The sequence below is a fragment of the Pseudodesulfovibrio nedwellii genome, from assembly GCF_027923765.1.
In the GTDB taxonomy this organism is placed as follows: Bacteria; Desulfobacterota; Desulfovibrionia; order Desulfovibrionales; family Desulfovibrionaceae; genus Pseudodesulfovibrio; species Pseudodesulfovibrio nedwellii.
In genome coordinates this window covers 2,755,895-2,775,387 of the sequence record NZ_AP026709.1, presented here as the reverse complement: position 1 = coordinate 2,775,387, position 19,493 = coordinate 2,755,895, and the positions used below count along the sequence as shown (strand labels likewise).

General features: G+C 47.8%; 18 protein-coding genes and 1 tRNA gene. 6 read left to right on the top strand and 13 right to left on the bottom strand.

What is annotated here, in order from left to right:
* Window positions 1-119: 119 nt before the first annotated feature.
* Both SYK_RS12980 and SYK_RS12975 read right to left on the bottom strand, forming a co-directional pair.
* Window positions 120-368 (bottom strand): hypothetical protein, encoded by a 249-nt coding sequence (locus tag SYK_RS12980; RefSeq protein ID WP_281760698.1) that lies wholly within the window; start codon window positions 366-368, stop codon window positions 120-122.
* Window positions 369-430: 62 nt separating this feature from the next.
* Entirely contained in the window at window positions 431-1,261 is an 831-nt protein-coding gene (locus SYK_RS12975; protein ID WP_281760697.1) for a phage capsid protein, read from the bottom strand.
* 349 nt (window positions 1,262-1,610) lie between these two features.
* Between SYK_RS12975 and SYK_RS12970 the strand changes: the two genes are divergently transcribed.
* The 4 genes from SYK_RS12970 (at window position 1,611) to SYK_RS12955 (ending at window position 3,156) form a co-directional block, all read left to right on the top strand.
* A complete protein-coding gene (locus SYK_RS12970; protein ID WP_281760696.1) occupies window positions 1,611-2,159 on the top strand; it encodes a hypothetical protein in 549 nt (182 codons plus the stop codon).
* 5 nt (window positions 2,160-2,164) lie between these two features.
* The gene (locus SYK_RS12965) at window positions 2,165-2,608 is read left to right on the top strand and encodes a pyrimidine dimer DNA glycosylase/endonuclease V (RefSeq protein ID WP_353618232.1); all 444 of its coding nucleotides are present in this window, start codon (window positions 2,165-2,167) and stop codon (window positions 2,606-2,608) included.
* The gene (locus SYK_RS12960; RefSeq protein ID WP_281760694.1) at window positions 2,605-3,021 is read left to right on the top strand and encodes a secondary thiamine-phosphate synthase enzyme YjbQ; all 417 of its coding nucleotides are present in this window, start codon (window positions 2,605-2,607) and stop codon (window positions 3,019-3,021) included. Before SYK_RS12965 ends, SYK_RS12960 begins: the two co-directional genes overlap by 4 nt.
* Before the next feature lie 58 nt (window positions 3,022-3,079).
* Window positions 3,080-3,156: transfer RNA gene (locus tag SYK_RS12955), tRNA-Arg, on the top strand.
* A gap of 88 nt (window positions 3,157-3,244) precedes the next feature.
* Here SYK_RS12955 and SYK_RS12950 read toward each other — a convergent pair.
* From SYK_RS12950 to SYK_RS12925, 6 genes are all read right to left on the bottom strand, one after another.
* A complete protein-coding gene (locus SYK_RS12950) occupies window positions 3,245-3,907 on the bottom strand; it encodes a YaaA family protein (protein ID WP_281760693.1) in 663 nt (220 codons plus the stop codon).
* A gap of 949 nt (window positions 3,908-4,856) precedes the next feature.
* On the bottom strand, window positions 4,857-5,273 hold the full coding sequence (locus SYK_RS12945) for a cytochrome c3 family protein (protein WP_281760692.1): 417 nt from the start codon (window positions 5,271-5,273) through the stop codon (window positions 4,857-4,859).
* A gap of 24 nt (window positions 5,274-5,297) precedes the next feature.
* Complete coding sequence (locus SYK_RS12940) at window positions 5,298-6,050, bottom strand: 4Fe-4S dicluster domain-containing protein (RefSeq protein WP_281760691.1); 753 nt, start codon at window positions 6,048-6,050, stop codon at window positions 5,298-5,300.
* The gene (gene fdnG / locus SYK_RS12935; RefSeq protein ID WP_281760690.1) at window positions 6,050-9,097 is read right to left on the bottom strand and encodes a formate dehydrogenase-N subunit alpha; all 3,048 of its coding nucleotides are present in this window, start codon (window positions 9,095-9,097) and stop codon (window positions 6,050-6,052) included. Before fdnG ends, SYK_RS12940 begins: the two co-directional genes overlap by 1 nt.
* 21 nt (window positions 9,098-9,118) lie before the next feature.
* Window positions 9,119-9,349 carry a hypothetical protein gene (locus SYK_RS12930; protein WP_281760689.1) on the bottom strand — a complete coding sequence of 77 codons (231 nt, stop codon included), beginning with the start codon at window positions 9,347-9,349 and terminating at the stop codon, window positions 9,119-9,121.
* A 326-nt stretch (window positions 9,350-9,675) separates the two neighbouring features.
* A complete protein-coding gene (locus SYK_RS12925) occupies window positions 9,676-10,677 on the bottom strand; it encodes a purine-nucleoside phosphorylase (protein WP_281760688.1) in 1,002 nt (333 codons plus the stop codon).
* Between the two features lie 354 nt (window positions 10,678-11,031).
* On the opposite strand from SYK_RS12925, the gene SYK_RS12920 reads away from it, so the two are divergent.
* Window positions 11,032-11,865 carry an AraC family transcriptional regulator gene (locus SYK_RS12920; protein ID WP_281760687.1) on the top strand — a complete coding sequence of 278 codons (834 nt, stop codon included), beginning with the start codon at window positions 11,032-11,034 and terminating at the stop codon, window positions 11,863-11,865.
* Window positions 11,866-11,875: 10 nt separating this feature from the next.
* A complete protein-coding gene (locus tag SYK_RS12915; RefSeq protein WP_281760686.1) occupies window positions 11,876-12,478 on the top strand; it encodes a LysE family translocator in 603 nt (200 codons plus the stop codon).
* Between the two features lie 81 nt (window positions 12,479-12,559).
* Here SYK_RS12915 and SYK_RS12910 read toward each other — a convergent pair whose 3' ends face one another.
* The 5 genes from SYK_RS12910 to SYK_RS12890 all read right to left on the bottom strand — a co-directional run bounded on the left by SYK_RS12910 (window position 12,560) and on the right by SYK_RS12890 (window position 19,126).
* Window positions 12,560-13,240 (bottom strand): polyphosphate polymerase domain-containing protein, encoded by a 681-nt coding sequence (locus SYK_RS12910; protein WP_281760685.1) that lies wholly within the window; start codon window positions 13,238-13,240, stop codon window positions 12,560-12,562.
* Window positions 13,240-14,172 carry a DUF4956 domain-containing protein gene (locus tag SYK_RS12905; protein WP_281760684.1) on the bottom strand — a complete coding sequence of 311 codons (933 nt, stop codon included), beginning with the start codon at window positions 14,170-14,172 and terminating at the stop codon, window positions 13,240-13,242. The genes SYK_RS12910 and SYK_RS12905 overlap by 1 nt, the downstream gene beginning before the upstream one ends.
* A complete protein-coding gene (locus SYK_RS12900; protein ID WP_281760683.1) occupies window positions 14,165-16,297 on the bottom strand; it encodes a CotH kinase family protein in 2,133 nt (710 codons plus the stop codon). The genes SYK_RS12905 and SYK_RS12900 overlap by 8 nt, the downstream gene beginning before the upstream one ends.
* A 399-nt stretch (window positions 16,298-16,696) precedes the next feature.
* Window positions 16,697-17,194: a GlcG/HbpS family heme-binding protein gene (locus SYK_RS12895; RefSeq protein ID WP_281760682.1), complete on the bottom strand. Its 498-nt coding sequence runs from the start codon at window positions 17,192-17,194 to the stop codon at window positions 16,697-16,699.
* Window positions 17,195-17,521: 327 nt separating this feature from the next.
* Window positions 17,522-19,126: a SulP family inorganic anion transporter gene (locus SYK_RS12890; protein WP_281760681.1), complete on the bottom strand. Its 1,605-nt coding sequence runs from the start codon at window positions 19,124-19,126 to the stop codon at window positions 17,522-17,524.
* Between the last annotated feature and the right edge of the window lie 367 nt (window positions 19,127-19,493).

Below are 19,493 nucleotides of genomic sequence, written 5' to 3'. Positions count from 1 at the left end.
ATTTACCTTTTGCCCTTTGTTTACAGCCGTTTTCAAAAAAGCGAGGACCCTCCCGAAAGAAGGTCCTCTGGAGGAGTATGAAACGCTTTTTGAAATCGACTCCTTATGAGTCGAACAGGTTAAGTACCGCTGACTATCGTGACCACGCCGTCCGTATTGGTGGCGACCAACATATCCACGGCCTCGGCCTGATCAGCGCCGGTGCAGGCGATGATGATGTCGCCAGTCCCGAGGGTGTAATCGATAGCTGCTTCATCAAAATAACCGGAGCCGGTCACGGATGCGACAGCGTCTTCGGAACGATACAGAAACAACTGCTGACCCGGGACGCCACCCATGAGCCGCATGTCTTCACTTACGTATGCCATTGTTCAATTCTCCATATATATGGCGGAGGGGTCGCCCCCTCCGGTTGTAGTTTTGAGCGAGCTTAAAGAATCACTGCGTCGTCGTCGCACTGAATTTCAATCACGCCGTCCGGGTCGATAAGGCAGGCACCGGCGCTGAGCATATGGTCCACCAAATGAGCGGCCTTTTCCGGCACCCAGTCCACAAAAGCCTTGACCTTCTGGCCCTCAGCCAGACCAGCAGCGTTGCGATGGTAGACAAAGCATTTGCGCATACCGTTATCCAGCGGCAGGCCGGTGTGGAACATCCAGGTGATACCGAGCCAAGTGCGGGATTCTGTTCCCTTGAGCCAAGGATACTGTTCGCCAGCGTAATCGCTGGACTTGAACTCCTGAATATTGAGCAGCTCATTCCACTGGTGCGGACCGACTACAGCGAAACGATGACCGTCGTCCGGCACATCATTGGCATTCATAGTACCGAAGGCCTGAAGGATCTTGTCCTTGGTCAGGCCGGATGTGTTCTCAGCGACCACGTTGGCGGCACCGCCGAGCTTGGTAATAATCAATTCATCAATCTTGCGCCCCAAAGCCCAGGCACCGGCATTGGCAGCCACCTGCTTTTCGTCGCCCTTGTCCTTGAGTTCATCAAGTTTGTCGATGTACTCGGCTGCGTACCAGTCAGACAGTGTGCAGGACACATTAGAATGGTTGAGATTCATGAGCGGTACGTTACCATGACGGGTTTTCTTGCCAGCCGCACCCTTGCCGACTTTCTGAAACACGCACTTGGAACCTTCGACCTCACTCTGAAGGCGGACGGTCTGGCGCATTTTAGAGCCCTGAGCCTGATAAGCCTGATGCACCATTTCAACATATTGGGTTACAAAACCATTACTGACAGTTGTGGACATCGTTTTCTCCTTGTCCGTTACAAATTCTCAACGAGTCCGGGTATCCGAGCTGTGTCCTGTCAACGGGTGTCCACGTAACCGTCAGCGAAACTATTTCGCCATGATTGCAAGGGCCGTTTGCCGAGACCTCCGGGCCGGGAAAAAAACCTAACACGGGTTTTTCGAAAAACGACTGAATGTGACTGAATGTAGAATAAAATCATTCGATTGGTATAAAAAATCATCTTGACAGGATTTGAAATTCGCCCTTTCCCAAAAACAATGAGAGTCGCTTTCAACGCCATTCCTTTTGCTAATCCAAAAGGAGTTGTGTAGGATTTGAGAAATTGTATTTTCTTTGGAGGTACGGATGTCTGGCGAACGTTTTCAGATTTTTTTCCCGGAAATCAGCTCCGGTCGGTTGGAATGTCGCTTGATTGCCAGTGACTCCCACTACGATCTGAGCGTTCAATCCACGTTCTCTGAACCACTCAAGGACCTGTTCAGATGTTTATGTGATATCCACAACCTAAACGCGCCGACCAACATGGAAAAAGATTATCGCCACACGGAATTCGAATGGGGCGGCGAAGGCTGGCTCTATTACTGGTCAGTCATCCCAAGGCCCAACGGAAGACTCGACATCACCGTGGACTTCAAGGGCAAACGTGAAGTGGACGGAGAAGAGTTCCCCGTCTGGGAAATAAAAACCACCACTACATGGCGCTCCTTTGCAGATCAGGTCTTCACACAGACCTCAGAAATGCTCTGGATGTATGGCTTCACCGGTTACTATGATCGTTGGACCAAGGATTTTCCTACCGGCCCTATGATGCGGCTGGGCCACCTGCTCCATGACAAGCCTGTCGATACCGACGACTTTTCGCGTGAGCTGGGCTATCTGGCCGAAACGAGGTAACGCCTGTGCGGCTCTGGACCGTGCACCCCAAACACCTTGACGCCAAAGGTTTAGTAGCGCTCTGGCGTGAAGGTCTGCTTGCGCGCGCAGTACTTCATGGTCAAACCAAAGGGTATAAAAACCACCCGCAACTCACCCGTTTCCACGAACATCCCAATCCGTTAATCGCCATTGATGCATACCTTTCCGCTGTGCTGACAGAATCACGCGAACGCAACTACAATTTCAACGCGAACAAGATTGATGAGACAGCAACTGCCCCTTCCATTGAAGAGACATCAGGCCAACTCGACTACGAATGGCATCATTTGTTAAAAAAACTGAAAAAACGAGATCCTAAACGGTTCAAAGAATCTCAGGCAATCGAAAGACCTGATGCTCATCCGCTATTTCATATGGTGGATGGGGGTGTTCGGGAGTGGGAAAAAAGAATCAAGGAACAACAATGAAATCGTACCGCAAAGAACTGTTCTTCGAAGTCCCGACCCGTCGGGCGTTCATCAACATCACGGAAGAGGTGGAAGAGTGCCTGCGAGAATCCAATATTCATGAAGGACTGTGTCTGGTCAACGCCATGCACATCACGGCCTCGGTGTTCATCAATGACGATGAGTCCGGCCTGCATCACGATTATGAAGTATGGCTGGAAAAGCTCGCACCGCATGAACCCGTGGGGCAATATCGACACAATGGATACGAAGACAACGCCGACGCACACATGAAACGGCAGGTCATGGGCCGAGAGGTCGTGGTCGCCATCACTGACGGCCAATTAGACTTCGGCACATGGGAGCGCATCTTCTACGGCGAGTTCGATGGACGACGCAGAAAGCGTGTTCTGGTCAAGATTATCGGTGAATAACAGACCTTCACAATATCCTTGACCTTCTGCCACTCCCTCTATTATCAAGTATCCCCGTGCGCCAGTAGCTCAGTTGGATAGAGCATCGGCCTTCTAAGCCGACGGCCGGGGGTTCGAATCCTCCCTGGCGCACCATGAGAAATCAAAGGGTTAACGAGAAATCGTTAGCCCTTTTTTCGTACCGACCATAAACTGAGAATGGATCTGTCAGTTTTGAAAACAATTAAACTTCCTTTAAAAAAACTTCACCAGTCCACTTATAGCCTTCTTCCTTAAAATCTTTAAAATACTTTAAGTCAGTGATATTGTTCTCAACAAACCACCTGATAAATCGACCTTTAATATGCTTTCCTTGGTGACCTGCCGGCATCTTTTTCCCTGCTTTTTTTAGGACAAATCCAACCTCGATTCCATTTTCATATTTCACGGCTTTCTTGTGTGCTTGCGGTAATAAATCAATAACAAATTTATCTTTTAATTGCTCTGAATTGGAATTCAACCATACCTTGGCGGCCTTTAATTTATCAATCTTCAAACGATAATTGGGAATCAAATCAGTAGGACGAACAAGACCAAATAACCCTGATACAATGAACACTTTTTTATCAAAGTCAGATTTATTTTTCAAAGTTTGATAATCAATTGCGTCGTAAACAACCCCTGTATACCGTTCAATTGCTGGCATTGTTTTTGAGCTTAAGACTTCCTTATTTACAGTAATTGCTTTCTCGAGAGCCTTTTCCTTAAGCCCATATAACTTATTAGGATCAGCTTCTTTAATCGCTTCAATTAAGTCAGCAACAACACCTGATACAGACTTCAAAGATTTATCATTTCCTCCATCAGCCTTACCCTCAGATGGTGGAATTAAGATAATAATTTTCATGAAAAATCCTAGGAGTTCAATCCATTAAAAAACCAAATCATTTCAGATGTTACACATGCAACCTCGTGCATGGCGTTCAAGAGGTCTAAGCCACAACTTCAGAAAACATCCTAAACCTCTCACACCGACAACAGGGGCAGACTTCTTTCCCCCAAACTAAATAAATGTTCAATCGACCACAAGGCTGACCATAAAACACCCTGTCCCTCGTACGCGTAGTGAACGCATTGAAAGGGCTAAGCACGTAACACACTTAAATCACTAACATCCACCAGTCATCTTCTAAGCCGATGCCCGGGGAGGGCGAATCCTCTCTAGCGCACCAGAATTTTAAGATCTTCATGTCTATGAAGACCCCTTTTTTTTGTTAAAAAACAATAATTTCGCGCTGTAGAAAAACACCCACACCAACGGTTCTTCGACTCAAGCCACATCGGATAGTAGGTGTATGGGCCATAAAGGAAACCGATTATTCAGGCGTTAGCAAGTCTTTGAACTCCACGGAGCGACAAGGCACTCCCCTCCGGCGAGGAAGGCTTTCCATACAAACTGTTTCGTTAACAAATAGGCCCCACGTAGATAGCACACTACGTGGGGCCTGAGAAACTCCGTTAGCCATGTGTCGCAAGGTCCGGCGCGACAACTTACGGAGGTGTTTCATCAATCTCTTCAAAATCCTCGCTGGCTTCCCTGCTCTGAACCAACCAAATTCTTGCGCACGAGTGATATGCAGCAACCTTGGTTGCTGCTTGCATCTTGCCAACGAACATTTTGAGCAAACTGTAAAGCTAAATAAAAGAAACCCGGAGCGGAGAGGTACTCCGCCCCAGGTATTTATATTTCAGTAATAGCCGTCGGCACCGGTCTGCATTCAGTAGATGACACACATTTTGTATGCATCCGTGATCTCAGCATGGAGCTGCCGCTAGACGTTTATACTGTTATTATTTTAGTACAACCCATTGGGATGACAAGAGGAGTTGGCGCAACCAGTCAAGTCTTTGTCGCCAGCGAACTCTTCTTGGTGACAAGAGAGACAAGACGCTTGTTCAGTGCCTTTCACATGCATTGCACGGAAGTAAGACTTATGCCCCTGAGCATCCGGAGCCACATCGGTATGGCAGTTCGCGCACGATTCAGGTTCGTCTGCCACTTCGTTTTTGTGGTGACAGGTGAAGCAATCAATGTCTTCATGACTGGAATGGTTGAAGGTAACCCCGAGGTTACGTTTGCTGTTTCCTTCGATGACATTAATTTCAAGGTCATCGTCAGGAGCATCAATAGCTGACACCAGTTCTGCCTGAGCAAAGGCCAATACTGCGGTAAAACAAACACACAGCAGGGACATGATGAATACTTTTTTCATAATATTTCCTTTACGTATGTATGTTTACGCTTTCGCCTTTGAGCCAAAGCGACCGGCAAGCAAATCACGGCGGTTGACGCCACTTTTGGCCTGTGCAGTTTTCATCAATTTACTTCCATCTATAGATGCGAGCAAGTTACCATTGTAGCTTTCTGGCGGAGCGGTGCATAAGTAAATGACACGAACAGACTCAGGGTCTGCAAGGTAAGCATCCGGGTTGGTTTTCTTCACTTCTGCCAAGCGCTTTTTCGCGAGAGCGAGCATATCTTCACGGTCCCCAAAGTTCATAGTACCAGTTGGGCAACTTTGAACACAGGCAGGAAGAAGGCCAGCTTCAACACGATCCAAGCACATATCGCACTTGAACCATTGCCCGCTTTCTTCGTCCATGCGAGGTACGTTGTATGGACACAATTCTTCACTGGTAACTTTGTCACCAATGCCAGAAGTGCGGCTATTCATAACAACAGCCCCAGTTTTGGGATCTTGTTCAATACCGTTTTCGCAGTACATATTCCCGATGGACTTACAAGGAGGTTCGAGACAATGACGGCACTGTTCTGGAAAGAAGTTCCATTGCAGTTTACCATTAGCATCACGCTCTTCGTGGAAACGAACAAGACGGATAGTCTTGGAAGACAAGTCTTGTGGATTCTGATGGGAGCCAACATTGCGCGTTTTTTCGGCAGGAAGATTTTTCCACTGCTTACATGCAACCTGGCATCCACGACACGCGGTACAAAGGGTCAGATCAACAAAAAAGCTTTTACCACTCATTATTTATCCCCTTCTTTCCACTTGCGTAAGTTGACCATGAACGCTTTGTATTCAGGAATACCAGTATTCGGGTCGCCAACGTTTGGTGTTACAATATTTGCAGAATCGCCACCGTCGACAGGTTTCACCCAACCGTAGTGCCATGGCATACCGACCATATGAACGTCGGTACCATCAATTTTGAATGGCTGAACCCGTTCGGTAACCATTGCGATTGCCCATAAAGAACCACGAACACTTTCGATGGTAACTTTTTCACCATTTTCAATGCCGCGAAGTTCAGCGAGTTGAGGGCTGATTTCAACAAACATTTGTGGTTCAGCCTCTACCAACCAGTCACACCAGCGAGTCATAGACCCTGTTTGCCAATGTTCGGTCACGCGGTAAGTAGTACCAACGAATGGGTAGCGTGGATCACAGACAGCTTTCTCTTCGCTGTGTACTTGAACCGCAGTTGGGTTGTGGAGAGTGCTAGAGAAAGGATGTTCTTTAACAGGACATTCCAATGGCTCGTAGTATTCGGGCAGGGGACCATCCGCGCGACCTGGTCCAAAGAGCTGACCGAAGCCGTTTTTGCGCATGATAAACGGATGCTTGGTTCCTGGAGCCCAGCCACCGTCAGGGACGTCGCCTTCCCATTTCTTACCGTTCCACTCGATAACAACTCGTTCCGGGTTCCAGGGTTTACCCTGTGGATCGACGGATGCTCTATTATAGAGGATACGACGGTTGACAGGCCAGCACCATGTCCAGTTCGGGAACAAACCAATCTTTTTCTGCAAAGGAGACTGACTGGAATTGTGGCGTTCAGATTTATTTTCTGTGTCGCTCACAGAGTTAGAATAGAGCCAGTTACCAGACGTGGTGGAACCATCATCCTGGAGGTATGCAAAGCTAGGAACTTGCTGACCTTTCTTGAACTGCTTACCTTTGACGACAGTATCTTTGGTGAACCAACCGTTAATGAGTCTTGCGGTTTGTTGTGCGCTAAATTCCATGTGACCATGGGCATTTTCTACACACATGTTGTCGAAGCTCATGCGGGTAATAGGTTCGGGATGTGCTCCACCTTCTTTCTCGTAGAGGTGAGCCATTTCTTCCCACAATTCGTGGAAGTAGTGACCATCTGTAAGTACGCCATCTTTGGGTTCTGGACCAGCATAGCGCCACTGCATCCAACGACCAGAGTTTGAAACTGAGCCTTCTTTTTCGAGTGCTGTTGCGCAAGGGATAAAGAATGTTTCAGTTTTAACTTTGGCTGGATCCATTCCAGGACCCTTCCAAAAACTCGATGTTTCACAGTCAAAGACGTTGACGTTTACCATCCAGTCAAGCTCAGCAAGAGCCTTACGTGTTTTTACAGAGTCAGGGCCGGAGCATGCGGGGTTCATGCCCCAAATCCATGCACCAGTGAATCCGCCATTGTACATACGGTCGATAAGTGGAATCCAAGAGTATTCACTTGCTTTATGGTTTTCCAACTTTGGCAAGTAGCTATAGGCATCTTTTGGATCATCATCAGAATACATAGCTTTGAGCAAACTTGCAGAGTACTTAGGATAGTTTTGCCACCAGTTTGCACTCTTTGGGTCCTTGGTTACAGGCGCAAACTTCTTGTTGTACTGATCGAGAGTGTCCAGCCCAGCAAGTGGAGTTGCGATGTATCCAGGGAGAATATGATAAAGAAGAGCGTAGTCGGTAGACCCCTGAACGTTGCATTCGCCGCGCAGTGCGTTAACACCACCACCAGCGATACCAATATTGCCAAGCATGAGCTGGATCATAGCCATGGCGCGGATGTTCTGCACCCCTACGGAATGCTGAGTCCAGCCCATTGCGTACATGATAGTACCAGCTTTTTTCGCAGTACCAGTAGCAGAGTACAATTCGTAAAGTTCAGTCAAATCTTCAGGGGAAATACCCGACATTCTTGAAACGTTATCTAAAGTATAACGTTCGTAATGTTTTTTCATGATTTGAAAAACACAACGTGGATGTTCCAAGGATTTGTCCATTTTAGCGACGCCATTTGCGTCCTTTTCAAATGCCCATTTTGATTTATCATAAGAGGCAGTTTCAGGATCAAACCCAGAGAAGATGCCATCCTCATATTTGTACTCTGTACCAACGATGAAAGAAGCGTTGGTGTAATCACGCATATATTCGAGGAAATAACGTTTATTATCAATAATATACTTAATCATACCGCCAAGAACGGCGATATCAGAACCGGAACGAAGCGCAATATGCTTGTCGGAACGAGCGGAGGTACGTGTAAAACGTGGATCAACATGAATGATCTTTCCGCCCTTGGCTTGCGCTTTCAAAGCCCATTTGAAGGAAATGGGATGGTTTTCGGCAGCATTGCTACCCATAATCAAAATACAATCACTATTCTGTAAATCATTCCAGTGATTGGTCATCGCACCGCGTCCGAACGACTCTCCCAGAGCCGCAACAGTTGCACTGTGTCAGATACGTGCCTGATGTTCGAGGTATACAATGCCTTGAGAACGCATAAATGCGTGCATAGCGTAACATTCTTCGTTGTCCAATGCAGCAGAACCAAGCGAAGCTACACCCATGTTACGGTTAACGACTTGGCCTTTATCGTTCTTTTCTAGGAAAGATTTATCGCGGGATTCTTTAGCAAGCTTGGCGATGCGTTTTTTACACCAGTCCCAGCTTTTTTCTTCCCACTCACCAGAATACGGTGCGCGGTGAAGACATTTGCCTGTACGCAAATCGTTTTCGGTCATCTGAATAGAGCTTGCGCCCTTTGCACAGAGAGAACCTTCATTAATGGGGTGGTCGGGATTTCCTTCCACATTGATGGCTCTTTTTGTCTCTAAAGAAGTAGTAACCAACAATCCACAACCAACAGAACAATAAGCACAAACAGAAGTAGTTTGTTTGCTCCATTCAGGCTTCATCTGAGCAAATTTATCGACCGCTGTTCTTTTACATCCAGTACCGAGGCCAGCAAAGGCTACGCCAAGGGCTGCTGATGAAGACAGCTTTACAAAGTCACGACGATTCAATTTCATTCCGTAATCCTTGATCTGTTATTATCTTCCACGAATCTCACAGCCAAGTACTGTGAGGAGTCTATAGCCAGAGAGCGCCACAGGAGGCTCATGAAAAGCCATGCCATCGAAAATAGAAGCTGGAGCCCAAGCAAATACTTGAACATCCAGCGTTTCGGCATACTCTTCACACGCCTCAAGAGACACCCCAAGCCCTCCAAAAGGAAGATCGGCTGTGCTCCGCGCTGTTATCGGTTTTCCATTGTGTGCCATAATGCACCTCCTTAGCCTTGCTTTTATACTTCATGTACAAAAGGCGTTGATAGATATGAGGAATCTAAGAGAGCGGCAAAAGAAACCAACTTACACAAGGTTATGCACCACTTGGGAGTGGTGCTGCTTATAGATTCTAAAGATTTCGAAAGGATAAAAACGGAGCTGTTTATAGGCCCTGAAAATTTCGATAGAATCGAAGTCATATGGAAGATAAAAAAACAGGCTGGATCGTCAGAGCTGAACCGACAGAAATTCAACAGTCATAAAAAAGGGGCCAACACATGGTGTTGGCCCCTTATTATTTGTTCTTAGGAACAAAATGGCTATTTGGCGGGTACGCCATCCTTCCACTCGCTCCAATGTGCAATGACTTCATTCACAAAACGGGAACCAACGACATAGGCGTTCTTGATACCGGTAGAGAAACCGCCGGGGTAGTTGCCTGGTGCAGGATCGAGGTGTTCCAACGTGGTCTCGTTGGGATTACCCTGATCGAAATTCACTGCCGTACGAAGACTCAACACTCGATCGCCATGCCCGAACTTCGTGATAACGTAGCCCACAGCGACTCCTTCCATTTCCGTTATTACGTAGGTACCTGCTCCGTTGACATCACAGACATACTGGGCTTCCTTGGACAAGGTGGGACCATGAAAAAACGTATCGCTTGCGACGTGTGTTCCCACACCAACAAAAGGCGAACGCTGTGCCATTTTGTCGGGATAATTCTTGCGATAATTCTTGGAAGTGTCGGAATCCTGAAGAGGTGTATCCTTGGTCAGCTCAAAAGCACGTTGAACAAGTTTCTGATTGAGTTTGATCGTCCGCACCGACTCATACCCTTTGCGAACAGAAAACAACGGCTGGCCTTCGGCAACCTCACCGGCTCCCCAGCGATGTCCCAAATCGTAATCGACCAGATAATCTGCCCAGAATACGGCAGCCACCGTACCAGCGCGCGGGGGTGTACCGGCACAACCCGTAATGATGAAATATGTGTCGGAAAAATCGAATCGGGGATCAACGAGAATGGCAGTCATGCTTGAAGAACTACGAACTTTGCCCATTCCCAGAACGCTTCCGGCCACACCGTCTTTGTTAACCCATACGGGGTGCTCGGCACCGACAACCTTGTATTCCTTGGCGTCTTTGAGATACCCTTCGTACCAATGCTGGAACTCTCCGGCCTTATCCCCAGCCATCTTTCCAATTTCGAACTGAGCTCCCACAAACACTTTGACCTTCACCGGCTCGGCAGCCATGGACGCGCTCACCATGCTCACGAGCAGCACTGCAGCAATTCCCCATACTTTCAGCTGTTTCATTACAATACCTTTGTTAAATTACTTAAATATCGTGATTTCGATGAGAGCATTTAAGCAAGAAAACAAGGACAGTCAATTATTGCATGGTGCAGAACCAGTACTTTAAAGAATTAAAGAAATCTCCCCTCATTCAACAAACAAGACACCCCCTACAAGGCTCAATCACGACCGGGTGGGAATGGGGCCTCAAAACAAAAGCCGTTGTCACAAGCTTTGATGACCACAAGACTTTCGCTCGTTGGCATTGTACGGAGGATTCAATCCATCGCGTGAGGGAAAAGCCAATTGAGCAATTTTGTCCAAGATTTTCCCTTGTAAGCCATTTATTGATATTGGAAGAATAGAGGTTGAGAAATGGCAAAAATACAATCAAATCATTTTCATTTTGCAAACGCCAAGAGTGATATCAACATGACGGTCCTCAATGCTGTCATGTCGGATTTTTCCTATTCTAAACACGCCCACGAAGAATTGGCCCTCGGGGTCACGACTGGAGGAATTCAGGAATTTTCTTGCAACGGCAGCGAGTTTAGAAGCTCTCCGGGCAACATTATTCTGTTTAACCCCGGCGATGTGCATAATGGTAATCCCGGAAACGACAACACGTTGAAATATACGATGCTCTACCTCGACCCAAAAGACTTTTACCCGCTTTTAGGGAGTGCCACAGCGTTGAATAAAACGGAATTCCGACTTTCGGAAAACCATTTTACCGACAATATTCTGCAATCCTTGATTCTGAAAACGTCTCAGCTCGTTGATGAGACAGGGCACTCTTCTCTTGAATACGAACACTCTCTGTACAAAATAGCGCAACGAATTGCCCAAAGAATGGGCATTTTCAGGCCAGATTCCTGGATAAGCAATAAGGACACGCTGCTGTTGAAGGCCACAGAGTACATCCATGACAACATCACGGAAGATATTTCAATCAATGATCTTAGTATGGTGGCAAATATTTCGAAATATCATTTCATCCGTTTGTTCCGAAGCCAATTCGGATTGACGCCGCACCAGTACATACTCAACCACAAGATTAACAGGGTGAAAGACGCTCTCGGAACAAACGAATCACTTTCCCACATTGCGCAGGATTTCGGTTTTTTTGATGTGAGCCACTTGAATCGCCATTTCAAACGTTCCTATGGGATCACCCCCAAGCAATACCTGCTTCAATTGACGAAATAAGGACAACCACATGCTCGGGATTATACTTTTCTGCGTGGGGGTAATGTATACTCCCGGCCCCGTGAACATCCTCAGTCTGAAGAACGGAATGCAACAGCGATTCAACGCACACATTCCTTTCTCTCTCGGGGTGGCGGCAGCTCTGAGCATATGGTTTCTCTTGATCGGCTACACGGGCAGTGCCGTAATCAACGAAAACGCCATGCCGTTCATCGCCACCGCGGGCGTCGGTTTTATCCTCTACCTTGCCTGCAAAATTATCTCGTCAAATATCGACATATCGCACAACAGCAGCAGCGCAAGCAACCTCACATTTCGAGACGGACTTTTGATGCAACTCCTGAATCCGAAAACCTTTGTCGTCGTTCTTCCGGTAACAGCCGTTCAATTTCCGGCAGCAGGAATCGGGGGAAGTGAAATCGCGGTGTGGTCCATGGGACTCGGCGCTCTCGGTTTCGGTGCACCGTTCGTCTACGCCTTTGCAGGTTCGAGGGTTTCCAAATATTTCGAAAATCCCGTTTACATTAAATGGCTGAATTACATCATGGGAGCGATCTTGATCATCGTTGCTTTGGAAATGGCATACGATCACATCTATCTTGTATTCGCGTAGCGACACATTTCTTAAACGGACCACGACGAGACAAAGGGCTGAGTGAGAAATCACTCGCCCTCTTCTTTTGCAGGTAGCGCATTAATGCGAATAGACTTCGTCTATTCCACTGACGTACTTAGATTTTTTCGAAAAGAAGAACGGAAATTCATCCACAACGGGAGAAGCATCCATATCAAACTCATGATTATATTTAAGCTCCAGAACCGCTTCCCCATCAAGGCTGCCGAAATTACCGGAGCGTTCGATAACGCTAGGGTGTGAATACCGAAGGTCATAATCCATTGTCGCCCGAAATCTTTCATCGGCAGAGAGGAAATACCGCCGCCTATAGCGATTGAACAAGGCGGGTCGCGTTTCTGCCAACTGCAATTTGACATCCTCTGGAAGTGCGAGCGTATTTGAAAAGGAAAATGTCGCAAGGTCGCCGGGTTGCAACGAGATGGGAAAAACATCCTTGAAACCGGCAGCGCCCACCTTGCGCTTTATCTCAAAGCGGCATTCCTTGGCCAAAGTTGTATCTCCATACCAACGAATACGCAGTTTCTTTCGCTCTGCAACACCTTGAACGTTCTCGTTGTAGAAACGAAACATCGGCGTATCAAAATAGATATTATTGACGATCCGTTCAGCAAATATCTCTTTGAAACCAAAACTGCTGTACCGCAAAATCGAGGCCAGATTCTGCACCATATGCAACGGAACAATGAACTTCCTTTCATAGCGACAGGAACGGGTTCCGTCCGTGCTGGCCGTGTTCATTAGATAAGATTCCTTGCCTGAACAATCGTCATGTTGGCATCGGGATATTGCTCCCGAAATTGCTGCCCCAGCACTTCGAGAATCTGAATGGTATTGATCTCCACAAGAAAGCTGACATGACTTGAAGTGTCGCTTGTCTCAAGACGGGTAAACTCATAGGCCACCTCATTCTTGTCCAGAAAACTCGAGACCGAAGAAAGTAGGTCTTTTCCGGGACCATACAGAGTCACGAGATACGCATTTTCCATATGTTTGTTTGCTCGAATTTTACGGAACAAAATGAAACCGATGCAGATAGCCCAGAAGGCAGCCAGAGTAATACCGAATTTTCCGGCACCGAATCCCAGTCCAATGGCGACGGTGAAAAAGAGAAAAGCAAGCTCTTCCGGTTCTTTAATGGCCGTTCTGAAGCGAATAATGGAAAGAGCACCAACAAGACCAAGGGAAAGAGCGAGGGACGCCTTGACCACGGAAATGACAAGCATAATCGTCAAGGCAAGCATCACAAAAGTATTGGCGAAACGCTTACGATTGGAAAGGGAGGCACCAAAAACAGTGTAAACGGAAGCCACCAACCGCGCACAACCACCGCTAAAAACAAACCCTACGCAAAATTCAATATACTGAGTGGGAATCGGCAATATCCCTGCCCAAAGAGACAAGCCGCTGATGTTGAACCATGTCAACCCGGACCAGATTTCATCAACCTGATCCTGAGCCAACTTCGGCAACACCCGTTGCATAGCCACGAAGTAGACGACTCCGAGAACAAGCCCAATTCCCACGGCAACAGGCAGTTCATTCAGCAAACGGGACAAATCGCCTCGGCTGGCCGCATTGTTGATGGCAAAAGATGAAGCCGCCGACACCGCTCCGACCAGACAACCGAGGAAACGGGTTTTACTGCCCATAAACGAAAAAGTATTACTCATTATGTTGCTCTTGGACTATAGACGGCTTGAACAGGGCACAGTCCGTAAATGCCTTGCCTGCCTGTATGTGTATTTGTGGCTGCTTAATGCCCGGGGTCATTTTCCAACCCGCAAAAATATATCCGGGGGCCGGAATTGCAGAGATGGTAATCTCCATATTTTCAGGGACAAGCCCCTGCAGGATGCCGTCATTAAGCGGGACACCCTCCGCAACGATCATTCCTTCACCCTGCTTATCAATGCGTATCTTCGTATATACCGGTTTACCAACAGCAAATCGTTTATCAAGAATCAACAGCATGGCCTGTGGTCTTTGTCGACAATACTCGCGAAGGCCTTCAAGGTTCTGTTCCCAATCGCCCACAGTCATGAACAGTCTGTCCGGCTTCCAGTCCCACCGCCATCGATCGATATGTCGCTGCATTTCAGGACGAATGTCACCGGCAATACGATCAAGAATAGCCATTGATCTGTCAGGATCGAAGGTGGTCAGCATATGTACAATCAGGCGCCCACAAAAATCTTTAACAAACTGCGTGTTTTCTGCCAACTGCGCAAACATGAGACCGCGCCCGCCCTGCCGTTGATAGAGCTTTGTAAACGGATCAACTTCCGGGCCTTTTCCGCGCTTGCCGTTAAACCCCCGATCAAGGTCGAAAAGTATCCATTGCCATTTGATCTCTTTTGACTCAGGTCGCCAGCACTTGATGTTTCCGTCAGGCCAATCAGGATTGCCGGAATACAACTCCACTGCCAGATAATCCAGAAAAGCATCAACATCCAACTGCGACAAGGCAGGCTTATAATCTCCTTCGACCGGAATAGGCCCCATGTTGGCAAAAGGTCCTTTTGCCGAGGCAACCTGTCCTCCGCCGTCCATCAGGGAAATACGCTGAATGGGTAAATCATGGCGAGCAAGCAGATTCTTACGCATCATGAATTCCCGCAGCCCGTAGACACCCCAATAGGAGCCATTGAGATATACGACAACAGGCCGGTAAGGCATGGTATCACAGGCAACCCGGTTTTCCACCAAAGACTGAATGAACGCGTCCCGAATCTGTGTCCGCAGCCAAGCGTCGCCGCCGTTACGAAGAATGAAACCGGCGTAGTTTTCCCTTTCAACGTGAGGGAAAAGCTGACGCTGAAGACCGTACGGTTCCTTTTTGCTTGTTGTATACACGGCAAAGGATTTTTGTGGCCGACCACGAGAAGCCCCACCAAAAATGCGGGTTTTACCGTCCACCGACCAATTCTCGACAGCTGAAAAGAACTCTATATGTACCGGCCTACGCCAGTTATTACTCCAGTTTGGTGCAAAGCTTTCACCTTTTTGAGGCGAATCGCCCTCCGTATATATACCGATTTCCGAGTTCCACAGATTTTTCGGAGCCGTGACAACAGAAACCACAGGAAGATTTCCCGGTTCATTCACAATGTAGGAGCTGATCTTTCGGGCAAGAACCTTCCCTTCCGACGAGACTGCAGCAACCCGAATAACGGTCGTTTCCGAAAGGGAAATGGAACCGGTCAAAAGAAGCGATGTAGCCTCTGGGATGGTGCCGTCCGTGGTATATCGGACCTGCATGCCTTCCGGAACTGAGACATTCAGTTCGACCACGTCCTCGTACTGGCCTCCGGGAGGGGAAAAGAGGATGGGAATATCTGTGTCCACGGCGAGGAGAACCAAACTTTCCTGATTAGCGCTCCCTTTAGTTGGGCTGGCGTGAATATAAAAAGTATCGCCACCATCGGGCCATCTACCCAGCGAGGTAAATCGCGGAAGATCATTGTAAGAAACGGAATCAATCAGTTCGCCTTCGGGAGAAAAAAGCCCTACTTCTCCGGTGACACTGGTCAGCCGGAAAGAGGTATGATCGTAGCGGTCTTTTTTGTCGCAATAAAAGACTTTGTAGCCACGCGGAGGACAAACAAAATCCGCCCGAATAGGCCACTGTTGTTCCTCAACATTTTTCGTCAGGATATATCCCTTAAGCGAAAGAGGTACATCACCTCTATTATACAGCTCTATCCAGTCGGGATAATTTGACGATCCATCAACGAAAACCTCGTTGATCACAAGCGGGGAAGGGGTGTCGGCCCGGGCCGAAGAAATCGGCCACACACAAAGGCACCCCAAAATCACACACAAGGTGAAAAAAAGGTCGTCGCGGGTACGAAAATGGAATTCATTCATAGTGTGTCTTTATTGTTGGTAAGCCGTCATTTTCCTACCGGAGATCATGATAGTTGTAAACTGCCGGAAGCCTGTTGCATCAAGCGTTTCGCCTGTAACGACACATTCCATATAGACATAAAATACCACCGACAACGGCAATTCGTTACTCTTCCGTATGCCCTGTCAAAAAACGAGATACAACAGTTGATCACCCAACATGCACCATATCATACCAATCTCAACCAAATAAAGAGACGGTTCCACCCTAGAAAGGATCACCCTTTCCGGTTTGGAACCGTACATATTTCGAACACGGTCCTCAGCGCACTGACGACCAATAATACACTACTTGATGACTGCAGCCCCAGCTATGGCCACGCTTTCATCTTCATCAACACTGCCACCGCTCACGCCGATTGCACCAATGATAACGTTATTTGCATCCACCAGCGGAACGCCTCCGGCAAAGAGAATCAGGCCGTCATTGCTGACTTCAATACCGTAAAGGGATTTTCCAACCTGAGAAGCGGCTCCCAGAGCGCGAGTGGGCATATTGAAGTAACGAGCCGTGACTGCTTTCTTAATAGAGATGTCAATGCTGCCGATAAAGGCGTCTTCCTGACGATAGAAGGCTTTGAGATTACCACCGGCGTCAACAATGGCGATATTCATCGGAACCTTGATCGCCTCGGCCTTCTTGAGCGCAGCCGTCAAAATGGTCTGAGCTTGAGCAAGTGTGATATCTCCAGGCAATGTTTTAACTGGGCTGCCTGCAAGAGCAGGAAGAGAAAAAGACAGCATGAAGGAGAGAGCAAGAATTGTAGAGAGCATCAGTTTTCGCATGTGCGACTCCTTAATAAAGAAATTGGCGCGTTGACATTTTGTAACGCCTCACTGCCGACATCAGCATCCGGCCATTCGGAGTTACACCGCATAACGCAACGTCTGGACGAGAACTCCAGATTCCCTTCACAGGGCATAACGCGAAGAACACCCTGCAATTAAAAACATACCTACGCCTGACGTATAGCCAAGACAACAGGATTCTTGATTTATCTTTCATACAAACGCCTGAAAAGGATTGAAAGCAAAGCACAAAAAAAGATCAGACCCGACGTATATTTTTCATTCGTCAAAATCTGATCTTTTTGCAGGCCTCAGGCCTTCATCTTACAACGATTCAAATTCAAGATTTTCCTGATATTGCCGGTAATCATCTATGCCGACAAAATAGTCCGGATCTTCCAGCACATTCACAACGCAGATTTTTTCAGCCCGCTTGATGAGACGAATACAATCGGCACTGAGATGCCAAAGATGAACGGACTTGCCTGCACGATGATACAACGCGGCAATCTTATTAATGGCTTCGATGGCTGATTGATCCATGATCCGGGATTCCTGAAAGTCGATGATGACTTCATCCGGGTCGTTGATCACGTCAAACTTGCTCAGAAAAAGCGCGGTAGAGGCGAAAAACAGCGGACCGTAAATCTGATAATGCTTGATTCCGTGTTCATCCACCATTTTCCGAGCGCGAATTCGCAGAGCGTTCTTCCAAGCAAAAATCAGGGCCGAAATAATGACACCACAAATAACCGCGATGGCCAAATCGTACTTCACAGTCAGTACAGTCACCAACACGATAACCAGTACGTCCCATTTGGGAATCTTGTTCATGATGTTGAACGTGCTCCATGCAAAGGTCTTGATGACCACGATGAACATCACGCCGACCAAAGCGGCAATGGGAATCTGTTCTATATATTGTGACGTGAACAGAATGAAGAACAGCAATGCACCTGCCGCAACAATACCGGACAGACGCCCTCGCCCGCCCGAGGTGATATTGATGATGCTCTGCCCGATCATGGCACAACCTCCCATCCCTCCGAACATTCCATTGACGAAGTTGGCGACTCCCTGCGCCATGCACTCCCGGTTGCCGGACCCGCGAGTCTCAGTCAACTCATCGATAAGCGACAGAGTCATCAGTGACTCGATCAGCCCGATAGCCGCCAAAATGAGCGCATAGGGAACGACGAACACAAGGGTTTCCCATGTGAAGGGCACGGTCGGAATGGCAAATGTCGGCAGTCCTGCCTTGATGCCGGAACCGCCATTAGCTTGGATAAAAGAAAGCACGGTCTGGGTGTCGATATGGTTGAAGATAACCAACAGCGAAACGGAAATAATGGCGATGAGCGCACCAGGGGCCTTCTTGTAAACTTTAGGAACGGCATACAAAATTGCCATGGTCAAAGCCACGAGGCCGGCCATGATCCACAGAGGCTCACCCTGCAACCACTCGCCACCGGTTTGGAACATCTTCAACTGAGACAAAAAGATAACGATCGCCAGTCCGTTAACAAAACCCATCATGACGGATCGCGGCACCATGCGAATAAATTTGCCGAGACGAAAGACACCCGCGAGAATCTGAAAGATCCCGACCATCAGCAACGTGAAGAAAAGATACTGAAGGCCGGCATGTGAACCGGCTCCGCCAAGGGCGTTACCTTCAAGCACAAGATTGACCATGACAACGGCCATAGCGCCTGTAGCACCGGAAATCATGCCCGGACGCCCACCGAGCACGGCGGTAATCAAACACATCATGAATGCGCCATACAGACCGACCATGGGTGACACGCCAGCGACAAACGAAAAAGCAACGGCTTCGGGGACAAGGGCCAGAGCTACGGTCAGCCCGGAAAAAATATCGGCTTGGGCACTGCCTTCCGATTTTGCGACAAAAGAGTGGCTTGTTTCCACAAAAAATCCTCTGGAATACTCGAATGATATTGATGTTACGAACAAAGGCAACAGCAATGGAAAAGCACCGGGAAATTCCCAGATGCAAACATAGTTGGCGAGCCGGGTAAGGCTGTCAGCTGAAATGGAAGCGATACATTATGAAGAACAAGACGAAGGACTGAAAACAGGAACGTCGAACTGGCGCCCATAAATATGCGAACTCTCAAGCGGCGTGCTCTATGACCAATATATTAAGGGGAGTCAACTGATAAGTCTGTTGAGGGATGTGATAATTTTCGACGGATACCATTTGTGAAACTATTTACCCTCCCCCAATAGTACTTAAAAATCCCTCTGAGCGAGGCACGGTTCCCACCCCTGTCAA

Bases quoted from the DNA above. Each gene is read 5' to 3' on its own strand.
- SYK_RS12980 (WP_281760698.1), bottom strand. From the start codon at position 368: ATGGCATACGTAAGTGAAGACATGCGGCTCATGGGTGGCGTCCCGGGT.
- SYK_RS12975 (WP_281760697.1), bottom strand. From the start codon at position 1,261: ATGTCCACAACTGTCAGTAATGGTTTTGTAACCCAATATGTTGAAATG.
- SYK_RS12970 (WP_281760696.1), top strand. From the start codon at position 1,611: ATGTCTGGCGAACGTTTTCAGATTTTTTTCCCGGAAATCAGCTCCGGT.
- SYK_RS12960 (WP_281760694.1), top strand. From the start codon at position 2,605: ATGAAATCGTACCGCAAAGAACTGTTCTTCGAAGTCCCGACCCGTCGG.
- SYK_RS12950 (WP_281760693.1), bottom strand. From the start codon at position 3,907: ATGAAAATTATTATCTTAATTCCACCATCTGAGGGTAAGGCTGATGGA.
- SYK_RS12945 (WP_281760692.1), bottom strand. From the start codon at position 5,273: ATGAAAAAAGTATTCATCATGTCCCTGCTGTGTGTTTGTTTTACCGCA.
- SYK_RS12940 (WP_281760691.1), bottom strand. From the start codon at position 6,050: ATGAGTGGTAAAAGCTTTTTTGTTGATCTGACCCTTTGTACCGCGTGT.
- SYK_RS12930 (WP_281760689.1), bottom strand. From the start codon at position 9,349: ATGGCACACAATGGAAAACCGATAACAGCGCGGAGCACAGCCGATCTT.
- SYK_RS12925 (WP_281760688.1), bottom strand. From the start codon at position 10,677: ATGAAACAGCTGAAAGTATGGGGAATTGCTGCAGTGCTGCTCGTGAGC.
- SYK_RS12920 (WP_281760687.1), top strand. From the start codon at position 11,032: ATGGCAAAAATACAATCAAATCATTTTCATTTTGCAAACGCCAAGAGT.
- SYK_RS12915 (WP_281760686.1), top strand. From the start codon at position 11,876: ATGCTCGGGATTATACTTTTCTGCGTGGGGGTAATGTATACTCCCGGC.
- SYK_RS12910 (WP_281760685.1), bottom strand. From the start codon at position 13,240: ATGAACACGGCCAGCACGGACGGAACCCGTTCCTGTCGCTATGAAAGG.
- SYK_RS12905 (WP_281760684.1), bottom strand. From the start codon at position 14,172: ATGAGTAATACTTTTTCGTTTATGGGCAGTAAAACCCGTTTCCTCGGT.
- SYK_RS12895 (WP_281760682.1), bottom strand. From the start codon at position 17,194: ATGCGAAAACTGATGCTCTCTACAATTCTTGCTCTCTCCTTCATGCTG.